Genomic DNA, 17,023 nt, shown 5'->3' on the forward strand with positions numbered 1-17,023 from the left:
GCCTTAACTTAAAAAAGGTGAGCAGGTACGTGAATACTATTTTATTATACCGTGCAAGTATGGATTGTTATGGCTATATGCAACCGCTGATCTCATGCTAAACACCGCCAACGGCGGCGCTTCCCCAGGGGTCTGGGGTCACAACCCCAGCGCCATAAGGCTAATATTGACCGAAAGTGTTAATAGTACGCTTATCTACACAATCGTAACTTTTATTAAGTAGAAAGTAGAAAACGGAAATAACATGCTAGACACAGCCAGCGTCAAAATAAGCTCCGATGCAAAAATCACTCTCGATACCCTTCATCAAAAGCTGCGCGCCGCAGGGATCAAAATAACAGAGCAGAAAATCCTTGACACCCTGATAGAAAATGCAGATGCGGCGCACATCAAAAAGCTCCTCCGGAAAGAGGAGAACACAGCATTAGCCATGCTCAAAAAACCACTCCACTGGGGCGTTGCCGACTCGTCCGAGAATATCGACAGGTACGTATATGAGGACATCGATGAGCCTGCTGATTGACACCTCCGCGCTCATCGCAGCCAGAAACGCGGATGATAAAAACCATAAGAAAGCAATGGCACTCATGGCACCTGCGTTGCATGGTGAATACGGCAAAGTTTTTGTCAGCGACTATATATTCGATGAGGCAGTAACCCTTGCTTACATCAGGACCGGCAATAAGAAATTTGCTCATGACATAGGCATGTTCACGCGGGCGAAACCGATAAACTTCCGCTTCATCGAGCCTGTAGATTTTGATAGGGCATGGGAACTCTACCAACAATTTAATGATAAGCATCTAAGCTTTACAGATTGCACCAATATCGCGCTGATGGAAAGACTTGATATTAAGACACTTTTCACTTTTGATGGAGAGTTTAAAGGACTGGTGAATATAACCGCTACATAGTTTCTATCATGCTCAGCCAGCTTGTGAAACGCTCTGAACAAGAAAAAGCATACAGGTACACAAGCACAAACCATTTATAACCTATGTACACATAAATAAACTAACCGGGGGCGGTTTGTATTTCAGAATCTATCAAGTTGATAAGAGGGGTAAAATGAATGGGATTTCATGACAAGTACGACATAGCGATCGTTGGAGGCGGGATTGCAGGGCTGTACTGCTGCATGCAAGCCGATCCGGATAAGAAAGTAGCCCTTTTTGAATCAACCAGCAGGATAGGAGGACGGATCGAGACTGTCAGCATGGAGGGATTTAACGCTGAGTATGGCGCCATGAGATTTGATCCCTTAAAGCAGTTAATGACAGGAAAACTCATACAGGATATGGGACTGGAAACAGAAACTTTCCATGAGTATTCATGTCCGACGATACAGAACCGGCGAACCGTATATAATCTCGAAGAGTATGAGAAAGAGTTAACCACTATAGATTTAGTGACATTCGCTATACAACGCATCCTGAATAAGTCCAGGGAACAGATTTTCTCGATGACAGAGGAAGAGCTGGAGCACATAAGACGGGAGGGAAAATATAATGGCGAATACCTGTGGAAGCAGGGTTTATGGAATATTTTTAGCGATGTGTTAAGTTACGATGCTCTCAAGTACATAATCATGGACGGGACCTTTTTCCATTTTGTGCAGGAAAACCCTAACATAGACTGGATGATTAACTGGATTAAAATGCTCCAGATGAGCAAAGGTCTGAAAGGTATAAAACACGGGATGCAGCGTATCACTGACAGCATGTTTGAAAAGGCAAAAGAAAAGGGAGTAGAGGTTTACAAAAATCACACTCTTGCAGCTATCATGCCATCCGGCAAAGACGAGGTCGCTCTTTTCTTTGAGAACCATAGAACATTCAGTGCAAGGCATGTTGTACTGGCGATCCCGCAACGCTCACTCAAATCCATAAAAAATATCCCGGAAAACATTAAAAAATTATTAGAATCTGTAATGGAGATCCCGTTGCTGAAATGCTTCTTTGTTGTGAAAACTCCATGGTGGGAACAGGACATTACAAATGAAGGGTTGATACCTTTTCCAGCAAGAGAGCTGCACTATTCCAAAAAGTTTGGAAAGGGGAACATAATGGTATACGCGGATCGACCTTACATTAATTTTTGGAGTAGATATGTAAACGCCGAAAATCATGAGGAAGCGGAAATATGCGGCGATAAGGAATTACCGTTGATGTTTGCGAGGCGAATGAACATTGATCCGGGTAATATTGTAATGTACGGTATTCGTGATTGGAGCAGGGATCCTTATGGTGCTGCCTGCCATCTCTGGAGACCCGGGGTACAGTCCTGGAAAGTAAGGGAAAAATTTGAAGCTTTTTCCCTGAGCGAAGACGGTCCCAAAAATGTGCATATTTGTGGTGAAGCCTTTTCAGACTACCAGGGATTTATGGAGGGCTCGGTTCGTTCTGCGCATAATGTAATGAATAAAATACAAATATAAAACTTCGGTAAAAACGATTTTAGGAAGTGAAAGCTCAATTTGCTCGTTCATGTATATGAGCTTATAGACATCAAGAGGGGACAAAGAATATATAGTCTGAGTATCCATTTCCCTCAAGGGAGGTATTTGTATCTCAATCTCTACTAAACTAAGGGAGAAGATGGTTGCTTCATCCTGGGTTACCAAGATGTTTGAAGAAAAGGTTAGGGAGAAGGAAATTTACGATTTTACGCTGGGAAACCCAGAGATAGAGACGCCTGCAAAGTTTACTGAGGAACTGAAGCGCATTGTAAATAATCCTTTTCCGGGTATGCATCGTTATACACCTCTGGCAGGTTATACTAAGACAAGAGAGGCTATAGCTAAAACCATATCAAAGGAATATGGATTATCTTTCAGTGCACAGCATGTAATTATGACGGCTGGCTGTGCTGGTGCATTAAATGTTGCTTTAAAAGCGCTTCTGAACCCTGGTGAGGAGGTTATTATTCTAGCGCCTAGTTATGTGGAGTATCCCTATTATATAGATAACCACAGTGGAGTTTGTCGGATAGCGGAAACAAACCCGGATTTCACAATAAACATTGATAATATAGCATCTAAGATTAACTCCAGTACCAAGGCGATTATCCTAAACTCACCGAACAACCCGACCGGGGAGATCTATCCTGAAAAAACTTTAGAATCTGTTGCGAAACTTCTATATGAGAAGAGCCAGGAGTTTGGAAAAGATATTTTTTTGATCTTTGACGAAGCATATCGAGATATAGTTTACGACGGCATTAAGCTTCCTGATATTTTCAAAATTTATTCAAATACTATTATTACAGCTGCCTATTCTAAACCATTATCGATTCCTGGAGAAAGGATAGGATATGCAGCAGTCAATCCTAAAATGGAAGAAGCTCGGGAGATTATGGAGGCTATGACATTTGCAAATCGCATTCTTGGATACATTAATGCTCCTGCCCTTATGCAGCGGGTAATTACTAATCTACAGGGAGTCCGTGCCGATATCGCAGAATACCAGGAAAGAAGAGACTTTTTCTGTGATGCTTTAGATGAATTCGGTTACTCATTTATACGGCCAAAAGGCACGTATTACATTTTCCCAGAAAGTCCTGTGGATGATCTAGTATTTTCTAGAGAACTTTTCAGGGAAGGGATCTTTGTATTTCCAGGAGCAGTATTTGGAAGAAGTGGATACTTCAGAATAGCCTTCTGTGTAAAGAAGGAGACGATAAAAAAATCTCTACAGGGGTTCAGGAAGGCACTTCTTAAATATAAGAATGTTTAATATATTTATGTTTGATACTATGATGGTTATCATCATATCACGAGTTAAATTTAAATATTAAAATCCCCAAATAGTATTTACCAAAGGTTGAAGGAGACTACCGCATGATAGACTGGAATAACCCTCAGGTCAAAATGGCTGTTTATCTGGTTTACGGCACAAGCTTCGTTATGATGTTCTTTGCCATAATGATATGGAAAAAAAGAGCAAGCCACATTGAATTGATGAAAGATTTTGAGTACCTGGCAGCGTTCGGGCTTCTTCACGGGCTTGCCGAGTATTCCGATATCCCGCGGTTTTTGGCCTGGCAGCCTGCCTGGGCATATGATCTGATAAAGCTCATTCTTGTAACAACTTCGTTCGCCATGCTGCTCGCTTTCGGATTAAGCATCATATCTGCTGGAATAGAGGAGCGGCGATGGATTCGCGGTATACCGCTTGGAGCCTTGATAATGTATTTCTGGTTATTAGCTTATGCAGGGCTTGATACGATATACGGGGAAAGTGCCGGGATAAGTTATAAACTTGCTGAGCTAGCCCAGAGGTACAGCCTGGGCTTCCTGGGCGCATTTGTCACAATGTATGCATTTATTGAATTATCAAGAAAGATGAACACTATAGTCGGGGCAAGGGCAGGAAGAAGGTTCATGTATGCAGGCATTTGTTTTGCTTTATATACAGTATTCGGTGGACTTATCGTGGCTCCGGTTTTCGAAGTACCTGTTGCTGTTTATCGTTCCGTCATTGCAGTGTTGATAACTGTATCAGTTTTCGGGATACTCCGGTTATTCAAAGTAAAGAACACTGCATAATCCGCTTACTTATTTTTTATCAGGATAGCTTTCACTGGCGTTCCTTTCGAATCTGGTCCACAGTCGCAGATACAAAATCCATTGTGAGTTGAACAAGTTCTTTATCCGAAAAAATATACTCATAATTTATTTTGTTATTTGAATTAAACAATGCAGTACACTGACGGGATATTTTTTCGTCCTCACTTTCTCTTCTTTCCATGTAGTTAAACTTCCTGAAAAGCCTCTCTTTTTCGATTTTATCCTTTATATCGGTGTCATCTACATCGAACTTGTTTTGTTTCATCTGGTTGATGAAGAACTCAACATCTATTTGTGTATATGCGGGGTTAGAATCAAGGAAAGACTTTATATTATTATTTATTATACCCCATTTAAAGGCCCGGATGATTTTTTCTTTTGAATACTGTTTAAGCATCTTGTTGAGATTTTTCTCATTCTGTTCATAGCCATTTGAAATCAGATATTTTGAAATTTGTTCGATCTCCGGCTCCCCAGGAACTCCTTTCATCTCAAAAAAGTGATCCATCGTATCTTTAATTTTTGATCCGAAGAATTTGTCAAAAAATTTATCAAAATCAGCCAGTTCTTTGCGCAGGTCATCAATAATCGCTTTGGATTTGTCATTTCCATAAAGTTTCACCACCATCGTCTCGATGTACGCCATCAGCGCTTCAAGTTCTTTTCTGGATGGGTTCGCACTGATATTCAGCTTTGAGATCGACCTGTGGTAAATCCTGATACCAAGGTCACCCATACTTGCTTCAAGATGATTTTTAACCAGTTTCAGAGAATCGGAAGACATTCAATCATCATTCTCCCAGTAACTCGTTAAACATTTTCTTTGCATATACCCCGCATATCAGTGCGAACGTGGCAGCAAATGCGATTGCAAGGTCCTGTGCCGATAAAATGATAGGTTCAAACCGCATTAAAAATGTCACTCTGGAAAAATCTAAAAGCATATAAGTCCCAAGGCTGGCAATAAAAGCTGAGAGGAACAGCCAGAACTCTGTTGCTCCCCTTGTCGATTCATAGATTTTTCTTCCATAAAATACACACACCGCTGCAGCCATCAAATTAACGGCAGCTATAAAACGGTAATGATTATTAATCAGAAGATAAAAATCACCAAGCAGGGGATAAAAATCACTAAGAAGCATTTTTTGATCCTCCTTTTAATTCTTTAAGTATTTTATACGACGCGTAGGTTAATATTATCAAAGCGAAGGGCAGGATTAAATTCTTGAATGCACCGAATAACTGATGATTATACGTCAGTTCCCCTATTTTCCCGAGTCCAAATAAGAACATAATATAAATGCCTGTACTAAATGTATTCCAGCCTCCAAGACCAAATCTTATAAACGTCGAGTTCACATAGAACCCCAGTACAAAAACACATGCGGTAAATATTAAGGATGAGTAGAATTGAGTAAATAGACCCCTGTCAAAATCTCCATCATTGACAACCCAGAATATTTTGTTTTTTGCAATATCTTCTTCGGTTGCGGGATAAACATAACCTGCTAACAGGAACGATATCAGGGACGCCAGGATCAACAATACGAAATATGTTGAAGCTAACGAAGGTTTTGAAGGGAGCTCCGGATTATCCCGTCTGGTATTTTTTTCAGCGACTTCCTCTACTGGTTTTAACACAGGCCCCAATGCATCTCCAGCGCCATGGTTTTTAACAACTTCCTCCACCATCTTTAGGTTTGACTCCTGAGTATCATTCATTGTATTCTCAACCTCCTGGGGCTTTGATGTGAAATCAGAGTCCACTTCCGTTTTATTATTAATATCTTTAATAAGATTCTTATTAGTAGCTTTATTATTTTTCTTAGCCTTTTTCTTCATACCAGCTTCGTTTTTTTTGGATTTTTTTCTTTTTGCAACATTTATTTTATTTTTCTTGGTATTATTTTTCCTTTTTACCTTTTCCTTGATTTTTTGTGGAAATATTTCTTTTATTACAGATTCCGCCTGTACTTGCGGTGATTTCTCTTCCCGGGGCGGCTGTGAAGCAACATCTCCTGTTCCTGACATTCATCCTCTTGAAAGTATGCTCATAATCTTTATCTTCATATTGGTCTCATATTATTTTTTTCTGATCATATGTTTAAGACCAAGTCCCTCCAGCGCGTCTCTCATATCGTTTTCATTGGGTTTCATGAGGTCAACGAATTCGGATAATAATTCATCAGAAACCCCGCCTTCATCTTTAATAAGATAACTGATCTCCTGTTTTTGCATCGCGCTGCTGATGTCGTTTTTATCGTGCCTTTTAAAGATATCAATGAACTGGTCAAGTTCAGATGCCTCTTCGGCTATGTGGCGTTCCCCATGGAATTTAAGGTAAAGCCGTTCTTTTTCAATTAATTCCATTAATTCATCATCTTTAAAACTAAGTTTTAACAGGCTGATGTAACTTTTAAAGTCTTCAATATCTTTTTGTGTCGGCTGGGGGTATCTTGACAGAAAGTTACTTACTTCTTCGCTGGTTTTTTTCTGCTTACACTTAATTTTACATGAGTCTTGACTTTTTCAATGATCTCTTTTTCAACTTTTTTAGCATTCCCGCCGTATTTCATTGCCAGATATTTCGAGTAATCAATAATATCGCCCTCTGTCGGAAGGGAATTTTTAGTCAGGAACGCACTTATCTCCCTGTCGATATCGCTGTTCATAAGAGTTTCCTGTGGCTTCTGGCTTCCTGTTAGTTCCACAGCTTTGCTCCTTAAAGAATTACATATATCATTTGCTCTGTTTTTTCCAGAAAGAACGCTTATATTGAGTTCAATCAAATCGATGAATTCCTTAAAATCGCCTATGTTTGATCTGTCATCCAGATTTTTCTTTGCTTTTACATTATTTATGATTTCATTTGCCAGTGTTCCAAAATTAATTTCAAGTGTCTTGGTACAGTAATTCATGAACACTTCCAATATTGCCATATGTTGCTCAATCCTGTAATCAGGTTATCAAACCACAACTATATATAGTTATCACAATGATAATGAGTACAATGATATATAATCATTATCGAATAGGTATATTAACCCCAAATATATATATATATAAAAAGTCACAATGAATATATATTTATTAATTTAGTCGAAGGAAGGAATATAATGGCAATTGTATATACAATAGCTTCAGGTAAAGGCGGGACAGGTAAAACAACGACGACGCTAAACCTAGGCACTTCACTGGCGTTACTCGGGAAGAAAACAATAGTGCTCGATGCGGATATTGGAATGGCAAACCTTGGTCTTTTACTTGGGCTTGAGAAAAGTAAAATCACATTGCATGAGGTGCTCGCTGGCACTGCTAAAATAAACGAAGCCATCTATGAAGGACCAGGTGGTCTTAAAGTAGTACCAAGCGGTCTATCATTGAAAGGATTCCAGAACTCTAAACCAGATAAACTAAGGGAGGTCATGACTGCAATAATAGAGGGTATGGATTTCGTATTAATAGATGCGCCTGCGGGCATAAGTAAGGATGGCGTTATCCCGCTTGCAGTAGCCGATAAGGTTATTCTTGTCGTTAACCCTGAACTTGCATCGATGGCAGATGCATTGAAAACCAAGGCATTGACTGAAATGCTGGGGAGGACTGTTGAAGGAGTTATTTTAAACCGGGCTGAACTTGAAAAAACCGAAATCAACCGCAATAAAGTAGCAGAACTTTTAGGAGCAAAAGTACTTGAGATGATACCTGAAGATGCAAATGTAAGACGCTCCGCAGCATTTAAAACTCCGATTGTCATAAGGGCCCCGAATTCCCCGGCTGCTGTTGCATATCGCAGGCTTGCTGCATCTATAGCAGGTGAAAAGTTTCAGGAAAATAGCAAAAAGGAAGAAAAGGAAAGTTTCGTTGATCGGCTCGCCAGGACTGTTTTCGGAGGTAAATAAAAATGGACATAGTAACGGTGGTTCTATCTATAATATTGGTTGTTTCCTTCATCATGTTATTCCTGATGCAGATCAGGATTAAACAATTGCGAAAGGAACTTGATGAGTTAAGAGACAGGGTCATTATCACTGGTGAAGAATTAATTCGATTGTCCAATGACATAGAAGATTTCAAGAAGATTAATATATAACCACAGTTATGGATGATATACGCGAGAGAGTGCGTGGATTCCTTGCAGAATTTACATCGCCGGGTGAAAAGGATGTCCAGAGTTTCATAGAGGATATAGCCTCTAAGAACCCGTCACTGGATGTAAAGGACTTCAAAAAGAAGCTGGTCACGGTCATCGAACAGAGGGATGGACTGAAAGCATATGAAAAACATTTGTCTTCTTTAAGCACCGACTCCGCTGCTTATAAAGAGCTTGAAAGTATCCTGAGGGTCGCCAGGGAAGGACATAAAAACCTCGGGGATATTTCCAGCGTTTTAAAAAAGGCTGGCGATTTTCTGGCGGCAGAACAGGGTAAGGGGAATGGAAAAACCATCTCAGAGCCCAAACCACCTGCAGAAATGCACAAAACGCAGCATAACGGTATCGCTGCAAAGCTTGAAGAGCCTGTTGAGGAGGTTGAAGGGAAAAAGGACGAGGTATTAAAAGAGGACGCAGACAAAAGCCTTGAGAAACATCCCAAAAAACCCCACAAGAAAGGCAGGAAAGAAAAAGGCAAAAAACATGCTGAGGAGGCAGTACAGATAGAGGATCCGGAACAGGCAGGGATAAAAGCGGAAATAAAAGAAAAGACCTCGCAACCTCCTGAAGATGATAAGACTCCGCCCGCAAAGGCTGATGCCCCGGTGATGCAGGAAAAAGCTGAAGCTAAAGAAGAGGACCAGCCAAAACCGGTGGACTCTCATGCTGACAGGACAGAAGTTCCGGCTGCACAGGGAATGGCAGGGACTAAAGAGGAAAGCATTCAGCAGCCCCGGAAAGAGGATGCATCTGCCGTGAAGACCGCAGCCGCAGCACCAGCGGCACAAGCGGAAGCTGTAAGAAAGGAGGAAAGCCCCGGGCAGCCCGGGGATGGAAAAGCACCGGTAGAGAAGGCTGAAGCACCGAAGGTGCAGGCTGAAGATGTAACAAAAAAAGAGACATCCCAGCAACCTGAAGAGAAGAAAACTCCTGTTAAGGATACAGCCGTAGTAAAGGATGAAGCGGCAGTAAAAGAAAAAGCCAGCGATAAGCCTGCGGACGGCCAGCCTGCCAAAAAAGAGAAAAAACATAATAAGAAGAAAGAAGCGGAAATCCCTGAAGAAACCAGATTAGAGATTGAATCGCTGGCGGGGGCGGCATCGCCCGGGGCAGCACAGGACTTTTTACAGCGTCTTGAGATGGATGATGCCAGAACCATAATAAAAGAGCAGCTCACCCCGGAAAAACAGGCTGTTTTTGAGCTTCTTGAAGAAAAATTACTATCCGATGTTGAGACCCGTGTCAAGAAGCTTAAGGAAATGCAATCCAGCCTTCTTGAGGAAAAACCGCCCCAGACATTAGCGGGAAAGATAAAAACGTTCTTTACGAAAGAAATTGAAGCAGTAGAGACTTATGACGCTGCCCTGCACGGCCCGCTTGTAACATTCGGGGGTATCCAGGGTTTCAATGAACTTGAGCGCTACTGGGTTAACGAACCGTACGCTTTTGTGGTAATACTGTTCGATCCCAATAATAACGCTTATCTCTATTACGCGGCTGAGCCAACACTTTCCGATTTTGAGGATTTGTTCCTGAAAGAGATAAAGGACAGGCTCAAGGATGTTCTCCTGGTTGAAAATATCAAGGACGAGGGGGATAAGGATAAGATACTGACAAATAAGGTAAGGAGCCTGATAAAGGATTATGCCATCGATATCTCTCCCCTGACCCTTGAGAAAATATTATACTACTCACGAAGGGATTACATATATTTCGGAAAGCTTGACCCTCTGATGCATGATGACAGGATAGAGGATATTTCAGCCAACGGACATGATATTCCCATTTACCTGTACCATAAGAAATACACCAATATTCCAACGAATATCTTCTATACTGAAAATGAGCTGAACTCATACGTTATCAGGCTCGCGCAGCGCTGCGGCAAACATATATCGATAGCGGAACCGATGGTGGATGCCACCATGCCCGACGGCTCACGTATCCAGATGACCCTCGGCACGGAAGTGACCTCCCACGGTGCTACGTTCACCATCAGGAAGTTCAGTGAAATCCCGATAACGCCTGTTGACCTGATCAAATGGAATACCTTCTCAGCAGAGGAGCTTGCTTATCTCTGGCTGTGCATCGAAAACAACAAGAGCCTGATATATGCAGGAGGTACAGCTTCAGGCAAGACCTCATCACTTAATGCGGTATCTCTTTTCATTCCCGCGCAGGCTAAGATAGTTACACTGGAAGATACGCGGGAGTTGAAGCTGCCGCATCCCAACTGGATTCCCGGCGTGACAAGGGATTCGTTCACAGCAGATGGGAGGGGCAGCATAGATATGTATGAACTTCTCCGGGCAGCACTGCGGCAGAGACCGGAATTCCTGCTGGTTGGCGAAGTCAGGGGTAAAGAAGCGCTCACGCTCTTCCAGGCAATGAGCACAGGTCATACCACCTTCTCAACCATGCACGCGGACTCGGTAGCAAGCGCAATCCACAGGCTTGAGAACCCTCCAATAAGCGTGCCGAGGACGATGATACAGGCGCTCAATATCATAAGTATCCAGGCGCAGACGTACGTAAATGGAAAAAGAGCGCGCCGCAATATGAAACTTGTTGAGATCACGGATATCGACCCGACGACCAGGAACATACGGACGAACGATATCTTTGTCTGGGACCCGCTGACCGATAAATTCCTCAGGGTAGGGGAATCAAAAGCCCTTAATGAGATTATGATCCGCAGAGGCTGGAGCCCGATGGATTTGAAAAAGGAACTGGTTTTCAGGCAGAAGATACTTGAATTCATGGTTAACAACAAGATATCGGATTTCAATGCCATTGCCACCATCATCCATGATTACCAGGCTACTCCAGATAAGGTTATCACCAAGCTGAATATCACTTTATGAGGGATATGGCGGAAAACAATTTAAGTAAAAACATCGAACTAATTTTCCGAAAGCTGAAGAGCCTGCCATTTGTGCTGCTCGGCAGCAGGTTCAAAGCGCGCCAGGATAATTACCATGACCTGCGGAGGGCAATGAGGCAGGCGCGCATTCCGATATCATATGAGATGTATATCTCAAACGCGATATTTTATTCAGTGATAATGGGCATTCTGGGAGCGCTCATGGGTCTGATAGCAGCTTATATCCTTGTATCCTTAGTCGGGCTTCCGGATAAGTTCACCCATCTTACGTTCAGTCCTTCGACAGCATGGCTCCTCAAGTACAGGACTATAGGTATCTCGCTTTTCATTACTATCTTCCTTACCGCCTTATTCGGAGGTATAACCTACACGCTCTTTATGGTTTATCCAGGTTTCATGGCAGGAGAAAGGAAAGGGCTGATCGATAAGAACCTGCCTTATGCGGTCACATTCATGTATGCGCTGAGCCGGGGCGGGATGAACGTTATTGAAATATTGCGCTCCATCAGCAAATGTGTTGATACATACGGGGAAACATCCAGGGAAGTCGATGTTATCCTCCGTGACATGGATTACTTCGGGAACGACTTGAGGACAGCCCTTCACAACATATGCGAGAATACACCGTCTGAGAAGTTCAGGGATCTAATGTACAATCTTCTCACTGTCATAGACAGCGGCGGCAATATCTCCACCTATTTCAAGGATAAATCCGAACAATACCTCAACCACGCGAAGACCGAACAGAAAGGATTTCTTGAAACACTGGGCCTGATAGCGGAATCATACGTCACCGCTTTCGTGGCAGGACCCCTGTTCATAATCATTCTTGGCGTCATGATGTCAGTAATGGGCTCAGGCAGCAATGTGATGATATATGCAATAATATATGCAGTGATACCTATCGGTTCATTAATGTTCGTTGTGATGATAGGCATCATTACACCCGGCGCTACCGGGGAAGCGCCTCTTCTACCCACCGAGAGCCTTGTAGGTGAAATAACCGTCCCCGAGACCGCAGAGAAAACTACTTTCTTGAGTTTTATAAAATCAAGGGACTCGATTAAAATAAAAAAGATGCTGCATGACCCTTTAAAGCCGCTTAAAGAGCATCCTTTATATACGCTGGCGATAAGCGCGCCGATCGCTCTTATTTACCTAGTCATTTCTATCGTACAGGGGTTGAAAAATCCGAACTTTATAGACTACATAGATGACAAAATAGTATTTACAATATACATTATAGTTATTCCGCTTGTTATTTTCCATGAGTACAAGAAGGGCAAGGAGGATAAGATACAGGCACAGATACCTGATTTCCTGAAGAAACTGGCAAGTACCAACGAGACGGGAATGACTCTTCGCGACTCGATAAGACTGATGACCCGCTCTGATATCGGTATGGGTAAGGAGATAAGGAAAATATGGAACGATATCGAATGGGGAATGGCTATCAATGAATCGCTCAGGCGCTTTGCCAACCGCGTGCGAACGCATATAGTAGCGCGTTCTGTCACTTTAGTGACGAAAGCCAACGAATCAAGCGGCGATATAGGCGAGGTGCTTACTGTAGCTGCGAGGGATGCCGCGGCTGAGCAGGAACTGAAGAACGAGCGTAAAATGAGCATGTTCATTTATATAGTAATTATTTATATATCATTCCTTGTATTCATAGGCATCATTTATATCATATCCACAACATTCCTCACGGAAATGGTAAAGGCGAGTGAAAAAGTAACTTCTTCAGGGGGGCATGCAAGCACCCTCAGGCTCACCAGGGAAATGATGGGGACTTACAACCGCATGTTCTTCCACGGCGCGATGATACAGGGATTCTGCTCGGGTTTGATCGCAGGAGTAATGGGAGAGGGCAATGTCCTATCGGGATTAAAGCATTCAGTGATAATGCTGACGATAGGTTATCTCCTGTTCAACCTGTTCGTGTTATAGGGGTTTATCTCACTAATGTTTCAATCCTTGTTTTAGTGGATGCGCCTCTCGAATTCAATAATTGCACCGATAAACGGGAGTGAGCCATTTAGTTTCAATCCTTGTTTTAGTGGATGCGCCTCTCGAATTTGCACATATTTTCGCCTATTTAGGGCAAAATACGCTTTATTATGGCTTAATTTTTGTGTTTAAAATTCTTGTTGCAAAATTATTGGTTGGTTTATAAGGGTAAGAAAATCAGAAGCGGATGTTGCTGGAAAGACATTTATACACTTATTATTGTATCAGGACAGGCTGAGATAAAAACCTTTGTCTATGATTTCAGAGGTTTAATATTAGGAAAGAATATGTCACGCTACAACAATATTCATTCTGCATACAAACTATCATGAGGCATTGCATTGGCATTTAAACTTGTATCCGGGTTTGAGCCCAAAGGAGACCAGACAAAAGCTATCGAAGACCTGAGCAAAGGGTTAGAAATAGGCATGAAGCACCAGACCCTGCTTGGCGTTACGGGTTCGGGTAAGACGTTCACAGTGGCAAATGTGATACAGCAGGTGCAGAAGCCCACGCTTGTTATCTCGCATAACAAAACGCTTGCAGCGCAGTTGTATTCCGAGTTCAAGGCGTTCTTTCCTGAGAACGCCGTGGAATACTTCGTGAGCTATTACGATTATTACCAGCCTGAAGCTTATATCCCGCAGACCGATACGTACATTGAGAAGGATGCATCCATAAACGAAGAGATTAACAGGATGCGCCTTTCAGCCACGAGTTCGCTGTTCGAGCGGCGGGACGTTATCGTGGTGGCAAGCGTTTCTTGCATCTACGGCATCGGCTCTCCACAGGAATGGCGGGAGATGTCCATTCAGCTTAAAAAAGGGGATGAATTGCCACGGCGGGTAATACTTTCAAGGCTTGTGGATATACAGTATGAACGCAATGATATTGATTTCAGTGCAGGTAAGTTCAGGGTGCGCGGGGATACGATAGAAGTATTCCCTTCGTATGCTTCATCAGGCATCAGAATAGAGCTCTTCGGTGATGAGCTTGAGAGGATATCGGAATTTGATACCCTTACCGGAAGAATGCTGAAGGAACATGATGCCCTGATGATATACCCCGCAAAGCATTTCGTGATGCCGCAGGAGAGGATAGAGGAAGCTATTATCACAATAGAAGCTGAACTCAGGGACAGGCTCAGGGAGCTAAAATCCACGGGTAAAATACTTGAGGCGGCGCGCCTTGAGCAGAGGACAAAGTTCGATATCGAAATGATGCGGGAGATAGGATACTGCCAGGGAATCGAGAATTACAGCCGGCACATGGATGGACGGTGGGCAGGCGAGCCGCCGTACACGCTTCTGGATTATTTCCCGAAAGACTTCCTTATCGTGATCGATGAGTCGCATGTCACGCTCCCCCAGCTGCGGGGGATGCACGCAGGTGACCATGCGAGGAAGGAATCGCTTGTAGATTACGGGTTCCGGCTGCCTTCTGCGTTTGATAACCGCCCCCTGACCTTTGATGAGTTCAGCGCGAGGGTGAACCAGGTGCTGTACGTTTCAGCCACACCTGCAGAGTATGAGATGTCCCGCAGCGAGCAGGTGGTTGAGCAGATAATCCGCCCGACAGGGCTTGTTGATCCTGAGATCGTGGTAAAGCCTATGAAGGGCCAGATAGACGACCTGATAGGGGAAATACGCGCGAAGACTGAGAAAAAGCACAGGGTACTTGTCACGACTCTCACAAAAAGGATGGCTGAAGACCTGACAGAATATCTTCTCGGCGTAGGTATCAAGGCGAGATACATGCACTCCGAGATAGAGACGCTTGAGCGCATCGAGATAATTCGCGGGCTGCGCCTGGGTGAGTTCGACGTGCTTGTGGGTATAAACCTTCTTCGTGAAGGGCTTGATATCCCCGAGGTGGCGCTTGTGGCAATACTGGACGCTGATAAGGAGGGGTTCCTGCGCTCCGACCGCTCTCTTTTGCAGACAATAGGCAGGACTTCGAGGAACATAGAAGGCAGGGTGGTCATGTACGCAGACAATATGACAGGCTCGATGCAGAGGGCGATAGGCGAGACAAATCGCAGGAGAGCCATGCAGATGGAGTATAACCGTGAGCATAATATCACGCCGCAGACAATCAGGAAGGCTGTGGAGAAGCGGGAGATTACCGGGGAAGTGCTTCCGCCGAAAGAGGAGATATTCGATTACATCGTTGAGCTTGAGGCTGAGATGCACAGGGCTGCGAAGAACCTTGAGTTTGAGCATGCGGCGGAGATAAGGGATAGGATAGCGAAGATGAGGAAAGAGATGTGATGAACAAGTTTAATCAGCGTTTCAGTTCTTTGCTACCTTTGACGCCTGTTTCTGTTTGGCACGAATCGCTTTTGCACGAGCTTCCATTTTTACTGCTTCACGATTCCAGTTAATCTTTCGTAATAAACCTGCGTAATTTTTTAAGAATGTTGCTAAATCTGGATGATTCTGCCCTAAGGACTTCTCTGTAATCTTTATTGCTTGTATGTAAAAGGGCTTGGCTTTTATGTATTTTCCTTGTTTATGATACAGCAGCGCTAAATTATTAAGGTTATTAGCCACGTCTGGATGGTCTGGCTTTAGTACTTTCTTTCTGATTTCCAACGCCCGTTTATGAAGTTGCTCAGCCTCATCGTATTTGCCCTGGTCATGGTAGAGCACACCTAAATTATTAAGGCTATCAGCTACATCTAAGTGATCCTGCCCTAATGTTTTTTCTCTGATTTCCAATGACTGCTTACAGAGTTCTTCGGCTTCAACAAAGCGCGCACGCTCACATAGGTAACCCCCGGCTTGATCGAGTAATCTTGTAGCCTCTTGAGATTCCAAAATCCACTTTTCGATAAGTTCCGCACAAGTTTGTACATGCGAGAGCAAACTCTCGCAAAGACTCCAGTTCGAGAAATCAGTATCAGAAAATGCTCTATTCACTGCCCTAACTGCGCGCTCTATCCAGAGGCGTCGTGTGTCTGTATCCATCCCATCCTTCAGCACTGCCTGTACCATACGATGAATGCTGTATGTGCGCGAAGTAGAATTGCGTCGGATAAGTGAGTATTGAGTGAGTGGTTCAAGAAGCTCATCGAGAGCAACCGGGTCAGATTCGATATTTACGAGTGCAACAGAAAGTATCGGACCAAGCTCTGTTGCTCCAGCAGCGATAAGTTCGAGAGGAATACTAAAAGGATTCAAAAAAGCACTCACATACAGTAAATCAGTAGAAGCCGTGGATACTTGTGCTACCTGTTCAAAATTCAGCGACCATGTAGCGGCTACTGATTTTCCTATGAAAAACTTGGATCACCCATAAAACGTGGGGGCTATATGCACCCCCTGGCATCCTTCTTTTTTATAATATATCCGGCATTGGCGAGCACATTAATCCTTAACTCCGCTGATTTTAAGTAATATGTAATTTA

The 17,023-nt window shown here is 43.2% G+C and carries 16 protein-coding genes; 10 read left to right on the top strand and 6 right to left on the bottom strand.

Going from position 1 to position 17,023, the window contains the following annotated elements:
- Positions 1–244: 244 nt before the first annotated feature.
- The 5 genes from MNV_RS03825 to MNV_RS03845 all read left to right on the top strand — a co-directional run bounded on the left by MNV_RS03825 (position 245) and on the right by MNV_RS03845 (position 4,546).
- Positions 245–523 (top strand): hypothetical protein, encoded by a 279-nt coding sequence (locus MNV_RS03825; RefSeq protein ID WP_096204052.1) that lies wholly within the window; start codon positions 245–247, stop codon positions 521–523.
- Positions 507–914 (top strand): type II toxin-antitoxin system VapC family toxin, encoded by a 408-nt coding sequence (locus MNV_RS03830; protein WP_179293790.1) that lies wholly within the window; start codon positions 507–509, stop codon positions 912–914. The genes MNV_RS03825 and MNV_RS03830 overlap by 17 nt, the downstream gene beginning before the upstream one ends.
- A 158-nt stretch (positions 915–1,072) precedes the next feature.
- The gene (locus MNV_RS03835; RefSeq protein WP_096204054.1) at positions 1,073–2,437 is read left to right on the top strand and encodes a flavin monoamine oxidase family protein; all 1,365 of its coding nucleotides are present in this window, start codon (positions 1,073–1,075) and stop codon (positions 2,435–2,437) included.
- A 136-nt stretch (positions 2,438–2,573) separates the two neighbouring features.
- Positions 2,574–3,734, top strand: a complete 1,161-nt coding sequence (locus MNV_RS03840) for a pyridoxal phosphate-dependent aminotransferase (protein WP_256999938.1) — start codon at positions 2,574–2,576, stop codon at positions 3,732–3,734.
- A 104-nt stretch (positions 3,735–3,838) separates the two neighbouring features.
- On the top strand, positions 3,839–4,546 hold the full coding sequence (locus MNV_RS03845) for a hypothetical protein (RefSeq protein WP_096204056.1): 708 nt from the start codon (positions 3,839–3,841) through the stop codon (positions 4,544–4,546).
- 31 nt (positions 4,547–4,577) lie between these two features.
- On the opposite strand, the gene MNV_RS03850 is transcribed toward MNV_RS03845, so the two are convergent.
- From MNV_RS03850 to MNV_RS03870, 5 genes are all read right to left on the bottom strand, one after another.
- On the bottom strand, positions 4,578–5,351 hold the full coding sequence (locus tag MNV_RS03850; RefSeq protein WP_096204057.1) for a hypothetical protein: 774 nt from the start codon (positions 5,349–5,351) through the stop codon (positions 4,578–4,580).
- A 7-nt stretch (positions 5,352–5,358) separates the two neighbouring features.
- Entirely contained in the window at positions 5,359–5,709 is a 351-nt protein-coding gene (locus tag MNV_RS03855; RefSeq protein WP_096204058.1) for a hypothetical protein, read from the bottom strand.
- Positions 5,699–6,409 carry a hypothetical protein gene (locus MNV_RS03860; protein WP_179293791.1) on the bottom strand — a complete coding sequence of 237 codons (711 nt, stop codon included), beginning with the start codon at positions 6,407–6,409 and terminating at the stop codon, positions 5,699–5,701. The genes MNV_RS03855 and MNV_RS03860 overlap by 11 nt, the downstream gene beginning before the upstream one ends.
- A 240-nt stretch (positions 6,410–6,649) precedes the next feature.
- The gene (locus tag MNV_RS03865; RefSeq protein WP_096204060.1) at positions 6,650–6,937 is read right to left on the bottom strand and encodes a hypothetical protein; all 288 of its coding nucleotides are present in this window, start codon (positions 6,935–6,937) and stop codon (positions 6,650–6,652) included.
- A 101-nt stretch (positions 6,938–7,038) separates the two neighbouring features.
- Positions 7,039–7,506, bottom strand: a complete 468-nt coding sequence (locus MNV_RS03870; RefSeq protein ID WP_096204061.1) for a hypothetical protein — start codon at positions 7,504–7,506, stop codon at positions 7,039–7,041.
- A 177-nt stretch (positions 7,507–7,683) separates the two neighbouring features.
- Here MNV_RS03870 and minD point away from each other — a divergent pair, with 177 nt between their 5' ends.
- From minD to uvrB, 5 genes are all read left to right on the top strand, one after another.
- Entirely contained in the window at positions 7,684–8,469 is a 786-nt protein-coding gene (gene minD, locus MNV_RS03875; RefSeq protein ID WP_096204062.1) for a cell division ATPase MinD, read from the top strand.
- A 2-nt stretch (positions 8,470–8,471) separates the two neighbouring features.
- Positions 8,472–8,660, top strand: a complete 189-nt coding sequence (locus MNV_RS03880; RefSeq protein WP_096204063.1) for a hypothetical protein — start codon at positions 8,472–8,474, stop codon at positions 8,658–8,660.
- A gap of 8 nt (positions 8,661–8,668) precedes the next feature.
- Positions 8,669–11,584 (top strand): type II/IV secretion system ATPase subunit, encoded by a 2,916-nt coding sequence (locus MNV_RS20485; protein ID WP_256999936.1) that lies wholly within the window; start codon positions 8,669–8,671, stop codon positions 11,582–11,584.
- Positions 11,585–11,589: 5 nt separating this feature from the next.
- Complete coding sequence (locus MNV_RS03890; protein ID WP_256999937.1) at positions 11,590–13,554, top strand: type II secretion system F family protein; 1,965 nt, start codon at positions 11,590–11,592, stop codon at positions 13,552–13,554.
- A 395-nt stretch (positions 13,555–13,949) separates the two neighbouring features.
- On the top strand, positions 13,950–15,884 hold the full coding sequence (uvrB, locus tag MNV_RS03895) for an excinuclease ABC subunit UvrB (protein ID WP_143311618.1): 1,935 nt from the start codon (positions 13,950–13,952) through the stop codon (positions 15,882–15,884).
- A gap of 21 nt (positions 15,885–15,905) precedes the next feature.
- Here the strand turns inward: uvrB and MNV_RS03900 are convergent, their stop codons facing one another.
- Positions 15,906–16,892: a tetratricopeptide repeat protein gene (locus tag MNV_RS03900; RefSeq protein ID WP_456303691.1), complete on the bottom strand. Its 987-nt coding sequence runs from the start codon at positions 16,890–16,892 to the stop codon at positions 15,906–15,908.
- Positions 16,893–17,023: the final 131 nt, after the last annotated feature.

Origin of the sequence: Candidatus Methanoperedens nitratireducens (assembly GCF_900196725.1) — an archaeon.
Taxonomy (GTDB): Archaea; Halobacteriota; Methanosarcinia; order Methanosarcinales; family Methanoperedenaceae; genus Methanoperedens; species Methanoperedens nitroreducens_A.

Excerpts from the sequence above, each read along its gene's own strand:
- MNV_RS03890 (WP_256999937.1), top strand. The coding sequence starts at position 11,590 with ATGGCGGAAAACAATTTAAGTAAAAACATCGAACTAATTTTCCGAAAG.
- MNV_RS03825 (WP_096204052.1), top strand. The coding sequence starts at position 245 with ATGCTAGACACAGCCAGCGTCAAAATAAGCTCCGATGCAAAAATCACT.
- MNV_RS03845 (WP_096204056.1), top strand. The coding sequence starts at position 3,839 with ATGATAGACTGGAATAACCCTCAGGTCAAAATGGCTGTTTATCTGGTT.
- MNV_RS03850 (WP_096204057.1), bottom strand. The coding sequence starts at position 5,351 with ATGTCTTCCGATTCTCTGAAACTGGTTAAAAATCATCTTGAAGCAAGT.
- MNV_RS03860 (WP_179293791.1), bottom strand. The coding sequence starts at position 6,409 with ATGAAGAAAAAGGCTAAGAAAAATAATAAAGCTACTAATAAGAATCTT.
- MNV_RS03830 (WP_179293790.1), top strand. The coding sequence starts at position 507 with ATGAGCCTGCTGATTGACACCTCCGCGCTCATCGCAGCCAGAAACGCG.
- MNV_RS03865 (WP_096204060.1), bottom strand. The coding sequence starts at position 6,937 with ATGGAATTAATTGAAAAAGAACGGCTTTACCTTAAATTCCATGGGGAA.
- MNV_RS03870 (WP_096204061.1), bottom strand. The coding sequence starts at position 7,506 with ATGGCAATATTGGAAGTGTTCATGAATTACTGTACCAAGACACTTGAA.
- MNV_RS03855 (WP_096204058.1), bottom strand. The coding sequence starts at position 5,709 with ATGCTTCTTAGTGATTTTTATCCCCTGCTTGGTGATTTTTATCTTCTG.
- MNV_RS03835 (WP_096204054.1), top strand. The coding sequence starts at position 1,073 with ATGGGATTTCATGACAAGTACGACATAGCGATCGTTGGAGGCGGGATT.
- minD (WP_096204062.1), top strand. The coding sequence starts at position 7,684 with ATGGCAATTGTATATACAATAGCTTCAGGTAAAGGCGGGACAGGTAAA.
- MNV_RS20485 (WP_256999936.1), top strand. The coding sequence starts at position 8,669 with ATGGATGATATACGCGAGAGAGTGCGTGGATTCCTTGCAGAATTTACA.
- MNV_RS03880 (WP_096204063.1), top strand. The coding sequence starts at position 8,472 with ATGGACATAGTAACGGTGGTTCTATCTATAATATTGGTTGTTTCCTTC.